The sequence below is a fragment of the Oleiphilus sp. HI0067 genome, assembly GCF_001635735.1.
Genome location: NZ_LWFI01001576.1, coordinates 1 through 15,096, shown reverse-complemented (window position 1 = coordinate 15,096; position 15,096 = coordinate 1). Strand labels below are relative to the sequence as shown.

Below are 15,096 nucleotides of genomic sequence, written 5' to 3'. Positions count from 1 at the left end.
AATGAACGTTCCCTGACCAAAGATCTCCGTGTAATAGCGAAGCTAATTGATAAGGCACAATATTATCTAGCCGTAAGCATAATGCCTCAATCGCTTGAAGATCTCCTACGGCCAGAAAATTCAAATCAAATGCTTTCTCTGCAAGCACCATTAATCGCTGCTCAGCAAAAAAATTGAATGGGTCTTTCGTGAGTTTGTTCGACTGAACAGTTCGACCACAATAGTTATCGTTGACGAAACCATATTCATCACGAGTCAATGAATGGATCGCAGCCAACTGAACACCAAGCTGCTCCCAAAAGTCCTTTGCCAATTGATTTGGTCGAATGTATTCCAAAACCAAGTAGCTCTGTCCATAAGCGTATACATCTGGCGTACAAACATTAGAGACACTAGATAAATATGAGAGGCCTTCAGCCTCACATTGAAAAAAGCTTGGTGGAGCCGATGCCATATATTTAATAAACACCGGCGGTTCACTGCGATGTGAACAAACTATATTTGCACAGGTATCGCCACCAAGCACTGTTTGCTCATCTTGCCAGTCGTAGCCTTCGTTAAAAAGCCACTCCTGTAATTCCAAGGGCAACATCGATACCTCAAATATTAATCTTCGATTTTAAGAACCAAGAATGAAGGATTTCCACCTCGAATAACTAGAACCGGAATAGCTTTGTCTTCCGGCAAATCATCAACCAAGTCTTCATAACTATCTAAGTCTTCGAAGCTCTCATTATTCAATTTGGCGATGATGTCACCTTGACGAATACCCGCTTTACTCGCAGCACCTTTTTCGACGCTAACGACTTCAACTCCCGTCATTCCAATTTCATTAACAATCGCGTCATCAAGCTCCTGCACCATCAATCCGAGGCGATCTGCTTTGGGAGCTGTTGCTTTTGCAGGCTTCGCAGTTTTGTCAGCACTGTTTGGCAACTCACCTATTTCAACATCAACGGTTTGTTTTTTGCCATCTCGAATGAGTGTAAGGCTCGCGGTTTCACCAACTTTGGTTCGTCCAACAAAGTGAGGTAACTGAGACGATAAACCTACTTTTTCATCTTCATACTTAACGATGATATCGCCAACCTTTATCCCAGCTTTCTGGGCTGGAGAGCCAGGCACAACCTGTGCAACTAGGGCGCCATGCGGCTTATCCAAACCAAACGACTCCGCTAACTCTTTATTTACCTCTTGAATTAAAACACCCAACCAACCGCGCGAGACATAACCTTGACCACGTAGCTGATCAACGACCTCCATAGCAACGTCCATTGGTATAGCGAAAGACATACCCATGAAACCACCAGAACGCGTATAGATCTGAGAGTTAATACCTACAACTTCCCCATCCATATTGAACAAAGGGCCACCTGAGTTACCCGGATTAATCGCGACATCAGTTTGAATAAATGGAACATAATTCTCGTTGGGTAAGCTTCGGCCCTTAGCGCTCACGATGCCAGCAGTTACCGTGTAATCAAAGCCAAAAGGAGATCCGATGGCGAATACCCACTCGCCTACTTTTAGGTCTTTTGATTTACCCAACTTGGCAGTAGGCAAATCATCAGCATCTACTTTTAGAACCGCTAAATCGGAGCGTTTATCAGAACCAACAAGCTCAGCTGCTAATTCACTTCTGTCATTAAAACGCACATAAATTTCATCAGCACCTTCGACAACATGATTATTCGTCAGAATATAACCATCTTCCGTCACCACAAATCCTGAGCCAGTAGAAGAGCGCTCACGTTCCTGATCTCTCTCTTGATAAGGAGATTGCCCTCCAAAGAAATGGCGAAGAAAGTCCGGTATTTGCTCCATGTCACCTTGAAAGCCCTGCCCGTTATCAGCTCTCGTTTTACTGACGGTGCTGATATTAACGACGACAGGCGCATGCTCTTCAACAAGATCCGTAAAATCTGGAAGACTTCTAGCGTGCGCGTTTAAAACAAAAAAAGACGTTAGAAAAAAAGTAAGAATGTGCACTGTTTGCACGAGGGAATGACGCATAACGACTCCTAACATTAAAGGAACAAAAGGTCTCTTACATTCATATTTAGTGTTGTGTGAATGAGATTCAAATTAACCTTAGGTAAGGCACTATTTTTATAAGAAGGGCCACAACTCAGTTGTGCCCAAAGTATCACTTTGAGGGAAAGCAAGCGCCACCTTCGGCACTAGATAACTGAATCGTGTTCAGCACTGGTACGAAACGGGAGTCATTCTGCATCGACTGACTTTTAACGCGTGCGAAATAAAAGCCCGACAGCAATCCGATTACCCCAGCGAAAATCGAAAAGAGTTCATTCTCTGTTGTTGCGAAAGCTAGTCCTGCAGATGCAAGCATTATGATGAGAGGCACCAAAAACATTAAGACCGATGCGTACAGCAAGCCTTCATCTGGTAAATCTATCGTCACAGTCTGGCCTACCTGTGCATCTAAGGAGTTATCAACCCAAAACTCCATGCTCTTCTCAGAGCCGAGCTTTGAGATCAAGCCTTGACCACAAGAGTTTTCTAACTGACAACTTTGACAAGAACTTCTTCTTTGAGTCTGAATAAGAGCACGCTGATCACGAAGCTCAAGAACTATACCGCGTTCACTTGCCATGCGGCTACTCCATGATCGGCTGAACACCCTCAGCGATGTTCATCGCCGTCATGGGTGGAATTTCACCAACAACCGTCACTGTGTATTCAGAGTCATTAAACTCTAGAGGTTTGATATACATAGTTGTTGCACCAACCTTAGTCGCGCCATTTGGTAACGATGCCTTGCTCTTCAACTCAACAAAAACGGTATAGTTCGCAAGACCATCGGAGTACAACACAACACTACCCGCTTTCTTAGTCGATTCTACTTCCATAAATCCGGGAGGGTGATAATTAGCAGTCCAGTTTAGTCTTTCTGGCCAACGCATATCGTTTTCACTCATCGGCACTTTATGGTGAGAAACAACGCTACTATCCACATCAAATTCAAAATCAGAATCAAACGTTTCGGCAGGCAATTCTAATTGGGAGAATTGAAATAACTCTAATGGTTTGTCTTGAACACCCAAGACCTGTGATTTCAACAACAAACCCGTGTCTTCATCAAGCCATAACGCATAGCTATATCTCTTTGCATCATTGGCCATAATCTTTAATTTAACAGACGATCGATTAACGATCCGTTCATAGCCTTTTTTATGCAGGGTGTAATGCATATGACCAGGAATAAAATTGGCAAATCGATTACTGACAGGATTAGCAAAGTCCGGTTTATCAAGTTCAACTAAGCGCTGCCCCTTGATAAGACACATGACTTGCGTGCCACGACGCAGAATCTCTCCCATATCCCCATCAAGCTGAGTCAAACGCTCTTGCTCTTGTCCGTCTATAAATCGATGCACAACACGCATAGAGCTAGACATGTCACCACGACTAAACATGAAAACCCCACGATAGGATTCATATGTCGAAGCCGTTCGCATTTTATTAATCCAGTGCGCTGCGTCTTGCTCAGCAAACGCTGAGGTACTAACGAGCACTAACACCAGACTGAATAAAATACGTTTTAACATCATATAACCCAGTTAAATACCAACAGAATTAACACTAGCAACACGAATCAAAGGTGCCATTCCAGAAGACACCGTGAGAGCGCTCAATTCAGAATGTCGAAGAAGGTATTGATTAAAGTTTTTCACCTGAGAAGGGTCTAACTCATTCACAACCAAGCCCTGCACAGAATCTCCTTGAGAAGCCACATCACCGAATTCGTTATTCAAACCCAAGGCCAACACAAAACAAGCAGCTATAGCCCCACCATAACGCCAAATTTTGGCACTCTTTTGAGGAACAACCACTTGTTCTGTTTTAGCAGAACCAGAATGCTCTGAAACCTGCTCATCCTCTTCCCTAATCGCCGCAGCGACTGAGGCAGAGATATCGATATCTAGGCTCGTTGCTGAATTAAAATCACCACGCATATCAGCCATCACATCACGTACGGCATGGTAGCGTTTCCAAGTTGCATTGAGTTGCTCAGAGTCCGCCTTGCTTAACACACGCTGAACTTCAATTTCATTCGCTTCATCATCCATTAGGGCTGAAAGCGATTCGCGTAATTTATCGTCCACTTACACTCTCCTAAGAATCAAAATATAACTATTTAGCTTAGTCATATTAAGCTAATTCTCCCTGCGCCTTCTGCATCGCTTTATCGATTGCTTCACGCGCACGGAATATTCGAGAACGGACTGTGCCTACAGGGCAGCCCATCACATTTGCAATTTCTTCGTAACTCAAACCTTCAAACTCACGCAGCGTTAAGGCAACACCTAACTCTTCAGGAAGATTTTTAATCGTGCGGAGTACCAGAGCCTCCAACTGATCTCGATTCAACTGATCTGCTGGGTTCGAAATATCTTGTAAGCTTGCGTGATTACCTTTGACCTCAGCATCGTCAATATCAACATCAACCGATGGCGTCTTGCGCCCCTTAGACGCAAGATAGTTTTTGGCACAATTCACGGCTATCCGAAACAGCCATGTATAGAAGGCACTGTCTGATCTGAAGTTTTTAATGCCACGATACGCCTTGATAAACGTCTCTTGCGCAACATCAGATATTTCATGGTGATCAGACACATATCGAGAAATAATCGCACCGACTCGGCCCTGATACTTCAACACAAGTAGGTCAAACGATGCTTTGTCTCCGTTTTGAGCACGCGCAACAAGCTTCTGATCGACAACGCGTTCAGGATTAGTCGCAAATTGTTGTGTGTGCGTGGGAGCTTGCGTCATGGAATTACAGGGAACGGTTTTGTTCGCTTTATCTATCGGTTGCGGCTGATCTACACTAGGACAATCCGCAGTATTATCCACGGCAACAGCAGAAACACAAACATCGTTTTTAACAATACGCAAAGCGTGCGGCATTTTCCTATCCCTATAGTTATGTACACGCGTTATGACATAAGGTTTGCAAATAAGTTCCAAGCGCGAATAAAATTCTCGCATTGCTATGTTATTCACACACAAAATCTAAGAAATTTTCTATGTCTTCGCCTGATTCTTACGACGTTCTTATTATTGGCAGCGGCGCTGCAGGCCTTAGCGCAGCTCTAAAGCTAGACTCTAGTTTACGTGTCGCGGTCTTGTCTAAAGGCGAAATATCAAGTGGATCGACGCCCTGGGCGCAAGGGGGCATCGCAGCCGTTCTAGATCAGCAAGATAACGAGCAATCACACATTCAAGATACTCTGATCGCTGGGGCAGGTTTGTGTCACCAAGATGCGGTTGAACAGACTGTAAATGGCGGAAAGGTCAGTATTAAATGGCTGAAAGATCAAGGCGTCGACTTTACTCGCGATAGCGATGCAGAAAACCCTAAACACTATCATTTAACAAAAGAAGGCGGACATAGTCATCGCCGCGTCGTGCACGCTGATGATGCAACAGGTCATGCGATATCTAGTGCCTTGTGCCAGCAAACACTTGCAGCTGAGCACATAGATGTATTTACCAATCGCGTTGCGATCGATCTGATTACACATAAAAAGCTCTTTCTACCCGGCAATCGATGTGTCGGTGCTTACGTTCTTAATCGAGAGAATGGTGAAGTTGAACTGTTCCGAGCTCGATTTGTCATCATTGCAACTGGCGGCGCTTCGAAAGCATACCTGTACACCAGTAATCCAGATGGCGCGAGCGGTGATGGTATTGCGATGGCGTGGCGAAGTGGTTGTCGCGTAGCCAACATGGAGTTCAATCAATTCCACCCGACATGCCTATACCACCCACAAGCGAAGACATTTTTGATCACCGAAGCCGTGCGAGGTGAAGGCGGTCACTTGCTCTTGCCAAACGGCGAGCGTTTTATGCATCGCTTTGACGAACGCTTAGAACTCGCACCTCGCGACATCGTAGCGCGAGCTATTGACCATGAGATGAAACGCCTCGGTGCTGACTGCTTATATCTTGATATTAGCCATAAAGACGCAGACTTCATCAAAGCTCATTTTCCAACGATATACGATACCTGCCTTGGATTTGGTATCGACATAACCAAAGAACCCATCCCTATTGTTCCCGCGGCACACTACACATGTGGCGGCGTGATGGTCGATCATCGCGGCAGAAGTGACGTTAACCAGCTTTACGTTCTCGGTGAGGCTTCATTTACTGGTTTACACGGCGCCAACCGAATGGCGAGCAACTCCTTATTGGAGTGCATTGTCTATGGGCATGCAGCAGCAGAAGATATCAACAAGAAAGCGAAATCTATTCCTGAACCACCAGAGGCGCCGGCTTGGGATGAATCACGCGTAATCGACTCTGACGAGGATGTCGTAATCTCGCACAACTGGGACGAACTGCGCCGTTTTATGTGGGACTATGTTGGCATTGTTCGAACAGACAAACGTTTGCAACGTGCAAAGCATCGTGTCGATTTACTGCATCAAGAAATCCTCGATTACTACAGTAATTTCTCGGTAAATAACGACCTTCTAGAATTACGCAACCTAGTAACGGTAGCGGACCTCATTATCTGCTCGGCGATTCAAAGAAAAGAAAGTCGAGGTCTGCATTACACGCTTGACTATCCATCTCTGCAAAGCGAAGCGAACGATACCGTTCTTACGCCAACGAATTTCTCGACGCGAGATTGGTAAGTAAAAATTTGTTAGCTAGCCGCACTTTATCTTGATCAGCATCAAGTCCTCTTGTCGCATTTGAGGTCATGCTTATCTCAAGACACATCGCTTCAATTGCTAGGAGATAAGCATGACAATAGAAAAACACGATCTTGTCCACGAGCTTCCAGAATTCCGTAACGACATCCATGAACTAAAAATGAAAGACGCTCACTTTGCGCGTTTATTCGATGAGTATCATGAGATTGATCGTGAAGTACATCGCATTGAACAAGGCGTCGAAATACCTAGCGATGACTATTTAGAGGAACGCAAAAAGACGCGCCTCAACCTCAAAGATCAATTATTCAACATGCTAAAAGCTCACGCAGCAGCCTAATACCTCAGAAGATCTTAGGGACAGTATAGATCTACTTTATTGGGGAGACCCTGGCAGCAAGGTTTAGCCCCGCTGCTTTTTTTATGTTTTCATTCAGCCTCCTACGCTATTACAGTTCAGTAAATCATCGATTAAATCTTCTCTTTTTTTATTCTATTAAACTAAGCTTGTAGGCATGAATATAAGCGCCAACACCACCTCGACACCTTCATTTACTGGAGCGAAAATCTGGCTCGTCAGTATTTTTTTCATTGCGCTCACTGGCTGCGCATCAACCTCTGTGTTCACGCCCTACCCAAGCCAAGTACAGTCTGCGAAATCGGCGCTCGGTAATAACGCTGAATCAGAATCCGTACTCAAAAACTTAGAGAGTAAAAAAGACACCGCTGATGCCATGCTTTACATGATGGAAAGCTCTCGCGTTGCACAGCTCAGTGAGCAATTTGAGCGAAGTAAAAATAACGCGAATCAGGTGATAAACGCTTTCGAAAAACAAGATTTACAAGCTACAGTTCGACTAAGTGATGTTGGCGCAAAGAGCGGCTCCTTACTGACAAATGAAAACGCAATTCCATACAGCGGTGCTGGATATGAGAGGATATTCATTCATCATCAACAAGCGCTAAATTACTGGGCTCAAAATGACATTGAGGGTGCCAGTGTCGAGTTTCGTAAAGTCGCGCTCGAACAACGTGTATTGAGCGAACGCTATGAAGATGAGATTGCTAAAGCGCATTCAGAAGCCCAACAAAACAACATAGATATCGCGAGTATCAGCCAAAAGTTCTCGGGGTTAGATGAAATCGCGGGATCAGTAAAAAGCTCCTTTTTGAGCCCGTATACCTACTACACATCAGCCGCATTTTGGGAAGCCATTGGCGAGTACAACAATGCATTAATTGATTACAAGCTCGCTTTAGAGATCGTGCCAAACTCTCAGTCTATTCAGGCAGATATTAGACGTGTATCTGCCCAACTCGGAGGATCAAGTTCTGGCGAAACCAATTCACCCAAGGACAACGAAGGCTCTATCGTTATTTTGTATGAACAAGGCTTTATTCCAGAAAGAACTGAATTTGCTCTGAGTATCCCTAATTTTTACGATGGCGGAATCATTAGCGTAGCGTTTCCGTTCTACGCCAATACAGAGTCATGGTCACGCCCTACTCCGCTATCGATAAGAGATGACCAATTTGTAGATTATGGCGAAACATTCCCGCTGACTGACTACGGAACTCTCGCTGTAAAAAATCTGAAAGAACAGCTCCCTAGCCTCATCGTACGTCAGGTACTGAGGGGTTTCGCGAAACATGAGCTACAGAAACAATCGGCAGACAGTGGCGGCGCGCTAGGTCTTTTTGTCGCGAACATCTACAGCATTATTTCTGAACGAGCAGATCTTCGCTCTTGGCTTACTCTTCCCCGATCAGGCCAAGCATTGCGCGTTAATCTTCCATCAGGACAGCGCACCCTTGCGTTCCGTACAAAATCAAAGTCTGTTGAACTCGATGTCGATATTAGAAAAGGAAAAACGAACTTTATCCGTATTGTAAACGTAAACAACCGACTGATTACGCAAGTTCTTCCACTTTAAATAACAGAAAATTTGGAGAGCATTCTATGAGTAAAAAGAACTATCTACTGAGCCTATTTATTGGGTTTAGTTTATTGTCAGGCTGCGCCGTCAATGAAACCGCAAGCGTTAAGATTGATGAATCCAATCAAAAACAGACTATTATTGAGTCGAACAGCGGTTTATTTTCTCAAGATATTACCGTCACTGACACAATCGTCGCGAAAGCAGGAGACCTACTCAAAGTTCAGGTAACAATTAAGAATGACTCTCGTAACGATGCGAAATTCCAATACAAATTCAAATGGCTAGACAAAGATGGATTTGAACTGTCTCTCGATAGCCGTCCATGGCAACCACTCAGTATCACGGCATATGAAAGCAAGAATGTTCAAGCTGTTGCCCCTAACCCAAGTGCTGCCTCATTCAAAATTTTGGTACAGGATTAAATGGAGAAAATCATGTTGAAGAAATTAAACGCTAAACCTCTTTTCCTCGCGACAGCATTACTGGCGACTGGTATTGGCATATCTGGGTGCTCAGAAAAAATTGCGTATGGCGATGCAACCGCAACAGAAACCACGACCATTGGATTCGGCTCGACCGACTTACAATCAATCGCAACAAAAATGGTAGATGACGTTTTAGCCTCACCCTTTGTTGCTGAGGTTTCAAAGCAAGGCCGTCCTGTTGCATTCGTAGATAAAATAAAAAACAAAACCACAGAACACATTGATACCGAATCAATCACCGACTCGATTCAAACTAAACTTCTTCAAAGCGGTAAGTTCCGTTTTGTCGATATGACTGCCGTTGAACAAGTTAAAAAGCAGCTTAACTATCAACAAGAAAGTGGTTTGGTCGATCCAGCTAAAGCAGTAGCTCTAGGCAAACAAACCGGCGCTCAATATATGCTGTACGGAAACTTATCGAGCATTCAAAAACGCAATGACGATAAAAAGGATGTCTATTACAAGTTTACGATGAAGGTGCTAAATCTGGAGACAGCAGAGCTCGAGTGGGCTAGCGAAAAAGAAATCCGCAAAACTGGTGAAAAAACGTTTTTAGCTCTGTAGAATTTCAAACGAAATACTTGCACAAATAAACTAATGATGTGCACGATAAGCATGAGGCGAGATATCTTCTACATGTATCTCGCCTTTCTTTTTATCTACACGATATATCACGCGAAAATGCTGATTTAATCTGTCCGATCGCTCATGAGATAAGCCCCCATGTAGATGCTCCTCGTGCAAGCCATTTTGCGACAGCATGCCTTCTAAGCCCTGATCAATAATAATCTGCTTCCATGCCTGATAATGTTGAACAATTTCGGCGGCAAGCTTCTTAGATTCCTTTTTGACCTTGTGGCTCTCATTAATTTTCCACTTCATATCTCGTTCTATCTTTAATTATCTGCCATCAGCCCTCGGCGAAATCAGTATGGGGGTATAACTGATTAAAAAAATACCATATGCCAAAAACCATGCAATGGCGCTTAAGGTTATAAACGCTTGGTACGTCCCCCCAAAGAACACAGCGCAAGCTCTCAAGATTAAAGAGCCTAGCAATAAGTAAAATACCGTCACCATATAAGGCGGTAAGCATAAAGCTCTACCCGTATGGCCAAGTGAAACACGAGAGATCATCGATAAAATCATCATCCCGAAGCCTCCAATCGCGAACACGTGCATGACAAGACTATTTGGCGAACCAAAAGCAAAGAGCGCAAATCCCAAACACACTAACAGGTAACTCAAATGCAAAGGCCAAATCATTGAATACCCCAAGCTCTCAAAAGGACGCCAGGTCAACCAACGCACAGCATTTAATAGCGCAACAAGCGCACCTATCGCTTGCAGCCAAACCTCGGGGATATCAAAAGCAAACGCCAACACGAAACAAATACTCGAGACTAACGATAAGCGCTCTAACACTGGATAACGCCTTGTTTGTGATCGTTGTAAGCCACGGTCAGTGAAAAAGGGTATTACCCTGCCTCCCATCACGAGGACAACATGCATCATGATGAAAAATACGATTTTTAATACATCCAACGAAAGATGTTGATCATTCATATACAGATACGACTCAACGGCGCATATGCTCGCAAAGACAAACAAAACAACAGGAAAGGCATAGTTACGCGTATTACGACTGATCAACACCATATGCGCGAGCTTTAGCCCACCAGCAGCGAATACAAGACCATCTAATGCCGCAGCGATTGATAAGCTACTTCCAGTGACCCAAAAAAAGCGCGCTGCAATCCAGATCGAGACGAGAACGCCCAACATTGCGCCTTTGAAAGTCTGCTGCCCTGTCCAATTAGCGCACGCAGTCAGCAGAAAGCCCAACATCACAGTCGCTACGAAACCAAACAACATTTCACGGACATGCCAAACAAGCCCTACACGGTCAAAAGCAAAAAAGCCTGCAACCACTGACACCCATAAGGAAAGCGATAAGATTGAATAAGCAGCGGCTAATAAAAAGAACGGCCTAAACGGACTACTCAGAAATGAAGTCATACTCCCCACCTAGAACTCTAAACAATGCCCATGGCGACCAATCGCGAAAACGATATAGCCAATTTTGAATGCTGCAGCAGACACTATAGTCACGATATGACCAATTAATTGAATGACTAAAGAGAACATAGATGCGAACGGATAAGAAACAAGAATACTTAACACTAGAATCAAACCGCTCACAGCCATTACTTTTCCACCAACACTAGAGATTGCAGCGAAGTTTTTCATTTTCATTCCTCAGTTTTGTATCAGCTAGATCTGTTTAATGACTAGCTAGCGAGGAAAATGCCAATTCTTATTTATTTATAAATCAAAAACTTAATATAAAATCAAGAATAAAAATGTCATTTCGACCACAATAAAATGAAGTCTTTTAGACAACATCAAGGTCAATATGACTACAGACACACTTATCTTGGTAAAACTTAATCGTGTGCTCCATGCCATTGCACACAATGACAAGGCAAGCGCATTTCATTGTTTGATTGAAATGGTTGAGGCCATCTTTCCATGCGATGCTGCGGTACTTCTAAGCGGATCAGCAGACAAATTGGAGATCGCCGCCCAAAAAAGCCTGAGAGAAGAAAGCGCACAAACGACCTTTTTTGCTCAAGATCATCCGCGCTTAGATACCATCCTCCAAGGTAGAGACTGGGTTCGCTTTGATGCTAACTCGCCACTACCCGCCCCCTATGACAACCTTGTCGATAGCATTGAAGGAGTCCTCCCTGTGCATGACTGCATGGGTACACCACTTTTTAATATTGATGGCTCGCGCTGGGGAATATTAACGTTCGATACCCTAGTACCCCATGCATTTAATGATCTAGACCCTAACCTATTAAAAGTCGTCACCGAACTTGCAAGCCTTTGCCTTAGCATAGAAATAAGCATCGACACACTTTCGAAGATTCAAGAAACAAACATCAATCCATCGCCTCGCATCATTGACAACAGTACAGGGATGGTAAATTTGCAAAACAACATCTCCGCTATTGCGACAACAGGTCTGAACGTATTAATTCAAGGCGAAAGTGGTACAGGGAAAGAGCTAATCGCCCAATAGATACATCAACAATCGCATCTTAAAGATACAGTGCTCGTGACACTAAACTGCGCTACTCTGCCTTCAGAGCTAACAGAGTCAGAACTGTTTGGACATGAGAAAGGAGCATTCACTGGTGCAGATAAAGCAAAACGGGGAAAGTTCAAGCTCGCTGATAACGGTACGCTGTTTCTCGATGAAATTGGCGAGCTGCCTTTAGCACTGCAAGCCAAGTTACTGCGAGCACTGCAGCAAGGAGAAATTCAACGCCTCGGCTCTAAAACCAGCATACGCGTAAACTGCCGAGTCATTGCGGCAACCAATCGCAACCTTTCAGATGAAGTAGCTAAAGGCCGCTTTAGGGAAGACTTATACCATCGTTTGAACGTCTTCCCTGTTCAATCCCCAGCTCTTAGAGAACGCCATGGTGATATCCCATTGCTTATTGAGTTCTTTACGAAGCAATGGAAAAGCAAAATTGGCATTGATGAAGTCCGGTATTCAGATCAAGCAATGCAAATACTGAATGAATATGCGTCGCCTGGAAACGTGCGAGAGCTTGAAAATATGGTGGCGCGAATCCTTGTAACGGAACAAAGTCGCTCAAACGACAAACAAGTCCTTTACCTTAACGAGCGCAGCATCCCGATCAGCACTGAGCAAACTAATAGCGCGTTCAATAGAACAATCGTAATCTCGAACGAAACGGACTCTCACAATACTGATTAAGGCACTGAGGGCACGACACTATAAGAACAAACCCAAGAGTTTCAGCGCAAGCTAATTAAAGAAGCTCTTTCAAGAAACGATAACAACTGGTCAAAGACAGCAAAACAGCTTGGTGTAGATAGAGCGAATCTAGCCAGACTAGCGAAACGTTTGATGATGAGATAAGTCCGGTTAGCTTATACATAAAACGTGATGCAATCGCTTAACTTATTGAATTACAAACATGCATTTGCAGTGTTATAGTTTTTAATGAATGATCATTGAAGGGATTTACCGATGCTAACTAAACTCAATCAATCAGGTTTACTTATAGCGCTCGCTGTTCTCATATCAGCCTGCCAAGCCCCACAAATGCAGGTTTTGTATGAGCAAAGCCCCAAGTTCGGTAACAACTACAAATCTTTCAAGGTCGTGCACACACATACAGATATTGCCACTGAAGCCGAGAAGCTATTAAACGAAGCCATTGCTAATGTCATGCTTGATAAAGGATATGTAGACGGAGCAGAGCCTGACTTCGTTATTCAATATTCTTTACGCACACAGCAATCTCAACGCCTCGAATTTGATCAAGCCCCAACGCCTGGCGTATTAGGGAGGTTTCCTCCTGCGCACCCACCTCATATGGAAGCAGTATTTGAAGCTCGCATGCTTGTTAACGTGATTGAGTCGAGTTCAGGAGATGTAGTTTGGAAAGCCGCGACAACTGGCGATTTAACACAGGTCAATGTTAAGAAATTTAATGCCGAAAAAGCCAATGCGCGTATGCAAGAGATGTTCGCAGACTTCCCTACACGATTTAACTGGTGGTTTTAAGAACGAGAAATAAACGTTTTCCAAACACCAAGAGGCTCCCATATTTTTTCTAAATCTTGGCGAGCCTCTACCATATCTAACTTCAACACTTGAGTTCGATAACGATACATAAACGCGGAGACGCGCATATTCGCAGCACAATGCACCCATACTTTCTGTCCATCTAGCTCCTGCATTTTTTCAACAAATAATCCAAACTTTCGTTCAGAAGGCTTCACAAAGTTCACTGGGTAGTGGGTATAACTTAAGCCCAGATCAGCGAGTGTGCCATCTTCATCTTTCAGAGAGTTTTCCGCATTAGCAGGTGCAAGGTTGATAACGTGTTCAAAACCAGATTCTTTGATTAAAGCAAACTGTGCCTCGCTAGGTTGACCAGATGTAGTCACTAAGTCTGAGATTGGAAGGTAGTTATAAATATCTTCGAGCGTCTCAGATTTTGCGCTTAGCGGTGTATATTTTCGGATGAGTGAAACAAGATATCCAGCGGTGGTTGTTATTGTTTTTGAAACGCTAGCAACGCTCATTTGTCTACCTCTACAAAAAATAATTCAAAGCGATATTGCTGAAAGCCTGGCGGCAATTTGTCTCGAGTAGCTTCACATCATATGCTGAAGCATTAGCAAAACACAAAAACGCTCTTCAATCTAGATCCACCACTTAAGACCTCTGGAGAACAAAAATGAGATCCTTAAAGCTAATACTTTCCTGCTTTCTATTTGTCAGCTCAACAGCCATGGCGCATAACGGAATGCTTCACATTGAAAGCAATAATGATTTCGCAACAACCCAAGAAAAGTTGCTTGAAACCCTTAAGGAGAAAGGCATGAAAGTCTTTGCGACCATCCGTCACTCTAAAGGAGCAGAAGATGTAGGTGTAACGATCAACCCTACGACATTGATCATTTTTGGAAACCCCAAAGTGGGTGCACCACTGATGGCATGTACGCAGATGGTCGGTATTGATTTACCGCAAAAAGCTTTGATTACACAAGATGAAGAAGGAAAAGTAATGCTCACGTACAACGATCCAGCTTACTTGAAGGAGCGACACGAGATAAGAGGTTGCGATGCCGTATTAGAAAAGGTACGCAAAGCGCTCGCGAACTTTGCAAAAGCGGCTACGAACTAAAATTATAGTTTCTTGGCGATGTAGACTCCGTAGCTATAGAAGTCTTTGAACTTCTCATACATCGCCACCTCCTCTCTTTCAGCAGCAATAATTTCTTTCGCCCCTTCAGAATTTGCATTACGCTCGAGAAAAGCATTATATGAAGCTTGAATCGGACCATAATACCCCTCAAGCCAGCAATGTAAATCCAATGTGAAGTAACCAAGTGGCTGATACCCTGCTCGCTCCAACACCTTCATTT

Annotated in this window: 17 protein-coding genes and 3 pseudogenes; 9 read left to right on the top strand and 11 right to left on the bottom strand. The window is 43.8% G+C overall.

Annotated elements, in window-relative coordinates; all coding sequences use genetic code 11:
• The 6 genes from A3739_RS25740 to rpoE all read right to left on the bottom strand — a co-directional run.
• Positions 1-592 (bottom strand): fructosamine kinase family protein (locus A3739_RS25740; RefSeq protein WP_197472580.1); only part of this gene is annotated, 592 nt, incomplete at its 3' end.
• A gap of 14 nt (positions 593-606) precedes the next feature.
• Positions 607-2,013 carry a DegQ family serine endoprotease gene (locus tag A3739_RS25735; RefSeq protein WP_156493361.1) on the bottom strand — a complete coding sequence of 469 codons (1,407 nt, stop codon included), beginning with the start codon at positions 2,011-2,013 and terminating at the stop codon, positions 607-609.
• Between the two features lie 133 nt (positions 2,014-2,146).
• Complete coding sequence (locus tag A3739_RS25730; RefSeq protein WP_068499849.1) at positions 2,147-2,614, bottom strand: SoxR reducing system RseC family protein; 468 nt, start codon at positions 2,612-2,614, stop codon at positions 2,147-2,149.
• Between the two features lie 4 nt (positions 2,615-2,618).
• The gene (locus tag A3739_RS25725) at positions 2,619-3,572 is read right to left on the bottom strand and encodes a MucB/RseB C-terminal domain-containing protein (RefSeq protein WP_068503270.1); all 954 of its coding nucleotides are present in this window, start codon (positions 3,570-3,572) and stop codon (positions 2,619-2,621) included.
• Between the two features lie 9 nt (positions 3,573-3,581).
• Positions 3,582-4,127 carry a sigma-E factor negative regulatory protein gene (locus tag A3739_RS25720; protein WP_068480934.1) on the bottom strand — a complete coding sequence of 182 codons (546 nt, stop codon included), beginning with the start codon at positions 4,125-4,127 and terminating at the stop codon, positions 3,582-3,584.
• A 46-nt stretch (positions 4,128-4,173) separates the two neighbouring features.
• Positions 4,174-4,797 carry an RNA polymerase sigma factor RpoE gene (rpoE, locus tag A3739_RS25715; protein ID WP_068500617.1) on the bottom strand — a complete coding sequence of 208 codons (624 nt, stop codon included), beginning with the start codon at positions 4,795-4,797 and terminating at the stop codon, positions 4,174-4,176.
• Between the two features lie 254 nt (positions 4,798-5,051).
• On the opposite strand from rpoE, the gene nadB reads away from it, so the two are divergent.
• The 5 genes from nadB to lpoB all read left to right on the top strand — a co-directional run bounded on the left by nadB (position 5,052) and on the right by lpoB (position 9,678).
• Entirely contained in the window at positions 5,052-6,668 is a 1,617-nt protein-coding gene (nadB, locus tag A3739_RS25710; protein ID WP_068503265.1) for an L-aspartate oxidase, read from the top strand.
• Between the two features lie 112 nt (positions 6,669-6,780).
• Complete coding sequence (locus tag A3739_RS25705; protein WP_068503261.1) at positions 6,781-7,029, top strand: YdcH family protein; 249 nt, start codon at positions 6,781-6,783, stop codon at positions 7,027-7,029.
• A 175-nt stretch (positions 7,030-7,204) separates the two neighbouring features.
• A complete protein-coding gene (locus tag A3739_RS25700; protein ID WP_082878619.1) occupies positions 7,205-8,623 on the top strand; it encodes a COG3014 family protein in 1,419 nt (472 codons plus the stop codon).
• A 26-nt stretch (positions 8,624-8,649) separates the two neighbouring features.
• Positions 8,650-9,051 carry a YcfL family protein gene (locus A3739_RS25695; protein WP_068479894.1) on the top strand — a complete coding sequence of 134 codons (402 nt, stop codon included), beginning with the start codon at positions 8,650-8,652 and terminating at the stop codon, positions 9,049-9,051.
• A 12-nt stretch (positions 9,052-9,063) separates the two neighbouring features.
• The gene (gene lpoB, locus A3739_RS25690; RefSeq protein ID WP_156493360.1) at positions 9,064-9,678 is read left to right on the top strand and encodes a penicillin-binding protein activator LpoB; all 615 of its coding nucleotides are present in this window, start codon (positions 9,064-9,066) and stop codon (positions 9,676-9,678) included.
• A 30-nt stretch (positions 9,679-9,708) separates the two neighbouring features.
• Here the strand turns inward: lpoB and A3739_RS25685 are convergent, their stop codons facing one another.
• From A3739_RS25685 to A3739_RS25675, 3 genes are read right to left on the bottom strand one after another with little or no spacing between them, the layout of a single operon-like run.
• Entirely contained in the window at positions 9,709-9,996 is a 288-nt protein-coding gene (locus A3739_RS25685; RefSeq protein WP_068503254.1) for a hypothetical protein, read from the bottom strand.
• Between the two features lie 18 nt (positions 9,997-10,014).
• Positions 10,015-11,133: an NnrS family protein gene (locus tag A3739_RS25680; RefSeq protein WP_068503250.1), complete on the bottom strand. Its 1,119-nt coding sequence runs from the start codon at positions 11,131-11,133 to the stop codon at positions 10,015-10,017.
• A 9-nt stretch (positions 11,134-11,142) separates the two neighbouring features.
• Positions 11,143-11,364 carry a hypothetical protein gene (locus A3739_RS25675; protein WP_197469173.1) on the bottom strand — a complete coding sequence of 74 codons (222 nt, stop codon included), beginning with the start codon at positions 11,362-11,364 and terminating at the stop codon, positions 11,143-11,145.
• Between the two features lie 166 nt (positions 11,365-11,530).
• Here A3739_RS25675 and norR point away from each other — a divergent pair.
• From norR to A3739_RS25665, 3 genes and pseudogenes are all read left to right on the top strand, one after another.
• Positions 11,531-12,910 (top strand): annotated as a pseudogene (gene norR, locus A3739_RS31100) (nitric oxide reductase transcriptional regulator NorR).
• 48 nt (positions 12,911-12,958) lie between these two features.
• Positions 12,959-13,075: pseudogene (locus tag A3739_RS31535) on the top strand (helix-turn-helix domain-containing protein); the annotation flags it as partial.
• A gap of 111 nt (positions 13,076-13,186) precedes the next feature.
• On the top strand, positions 13,187-13,726 hold the full coding sequence (locus A3739_RS25665) for a DUF4136 domain-containing protein (RefSeq protein ID WP_068479967.1): 540 nt from the start codon (positions 13,187-13,189) through the stop codon (positions 13,724-13,726).
• Here A3739_RS25665 and A3739_RS25660 read toward each other — a convergent pair.
• A complete protein-coding gene (locus A3739_RS25660; RefSeq protein WP_082878616.1) occupies positions 13,723-14,250 on the bottom strand; it encodes a protein tyrosine phosphatase family protein in 528 nt (175 codons plus the stop codon). The two genes, A3739_RS25665 and A3739_RS25660, sit on opposite strands and share 4 nt — an antisense overlap.
• A 224-nt stretch (positions 14,251-14,474) precedes the next feature.
• On the opposite strand from A3739_RS25660, the gene A3739_RS25655 reads away from it, so the two are divergent.
• Positions 14,475-14,855, top strand: a complete 381-nt coding sequence (locus A3739_RS25655; RefSeq protein WP_197472078.1) for a DUF302 domain-containing protein — start codon at positions 14,475-14,477, stop codon at positions 14,853-14,855.
• Between the two features lie 2 nt (positions 14,856-14,857).
• Here A3739_RS25655 and A3739_RS30425 read toward each other — a convergent pair.
• Positions 14,858-15,096: pseudogene (locus A3739_RS30425) on the bottom strand (SAM-dependent methyltransferase); the annotation flags it as partial.